The organism is Kitasatospora sp. NPDC057965 (assembly GCF_042887135.1).
GTDB lineage: Bacteria > Actinomycetota > Actinomycetes > Streptomycetales > Streptomycetaceae > Kitasatospora.
The window spans coordinates 1-1106 of the sequence record NZ_JBHVPZ010000083.1 but is presented as its reverse complement, the minus strand read 5'-3'; the positions used below and the strand labels follow the sequence as shown (position 1 = coordinate 1106).

Annotated in this window: 1 pseudogene; it reads left to right on the top strand. The window is 68.2% G+C overall.

Annotated features, from left to right (window positions below):
• Window positions 1-73: 73 nt before the first annotated feature.
• Window positions 74-1083: pseudogene (locus ACFVVU_RS39150) on the top strand (IS5 family transposase).
• Window positions 1084-1106: the final 23 nt, after the last annotated feature.

Below are 1106 nucleotides of genomic sequence, written 5' to 3'. Positions count from 1 at the left end.
CTAGGAGCTGTTCAAGGTTCGGATCTTGGAGTGACTCAGTTTCGGGCCAGTGTCTCTGGTAGAACTCGAGGACGTGGCGCGTTTTGACGTGACGGATGCCGAGTGGGCCTTGATCGAACCGCATGTGCCGGTGGCTGCCACCGGACCGCTGCCGCGGCGGGTTCGGGACCAGTTCAACGGGGTGCTGTGGCGGTTTCGAACCGGCAGCGGCTGGCGGGACGTACCGGAGCGATACGGGTCCTGGAGCACCGTGTACGCCCGCTTCCGAAGCTGGGTGGCCTCCGGGTTCTTCCAAGCCCTGATGGACGAGTTGATCGCGGAGGCCGCCTCGCGCGGGAACGTCGGGCTCACGTTGGTCAGCGTGGACTCCACGATCGTTCGGGCCCACCACGAGTCGTCCGGACTGGCGGTCGCCGGGGAGACCCTGGACGCGCTCGAACAGGCCCTGACCGAGGAAAAGGGGGTTCCACTGCCGCGGCAGAAGGCCGTGCTGAGGGTGATGAGGCAGCGGCTCCGGACGACACGTCCGACCCCGACCAGGTTCGTTCCCAGGCACGCCGTCGACGCAGGGCCCGGGCCGCGAAAGCCGAACTCGGCCGGTCCCGGGGCGGCCTGAGCAGCAAGGTTCATGCGGCTGTCGACTCTGCGGGCCTGCCGCTGGCGTTCGTGCTGACCCCGGGCCAGGCCGCGGACTGCCGCCAGTTCCAGACGGTGCTCGACAAGGTCCGGGTGCGCGTCCCGGTCGGCCGGCCGCGCACCCGCCCCGACGCGGTGACCGCCGACAAGGCCTACTCCTCAAAGGCCAACCGCGCCTACCTGCGCAGACGCGGGATCACCGCGGTGATCCCGGAGAAGGCGGACCAGGCGGCGAACCGGAAGCGGAAGGGCTCCGCCGGCGGCCGGCCGGTCGCCTTCGATCCCGACCGCTACAAACGGCGCAACCACGTCGAGCGGTGCTTCCAGAAGATCAAGACATGGCGCGGCCTGGCCACTCGATACGACAAGAGCCCGGAAAGCTACACGGCAGGCCTGCACCTCCGCGGATCGATCATGTGGCTGAAGTCCCTGACTCCAGCCACATGATCCAAACCTTGAACAGCTCCTAG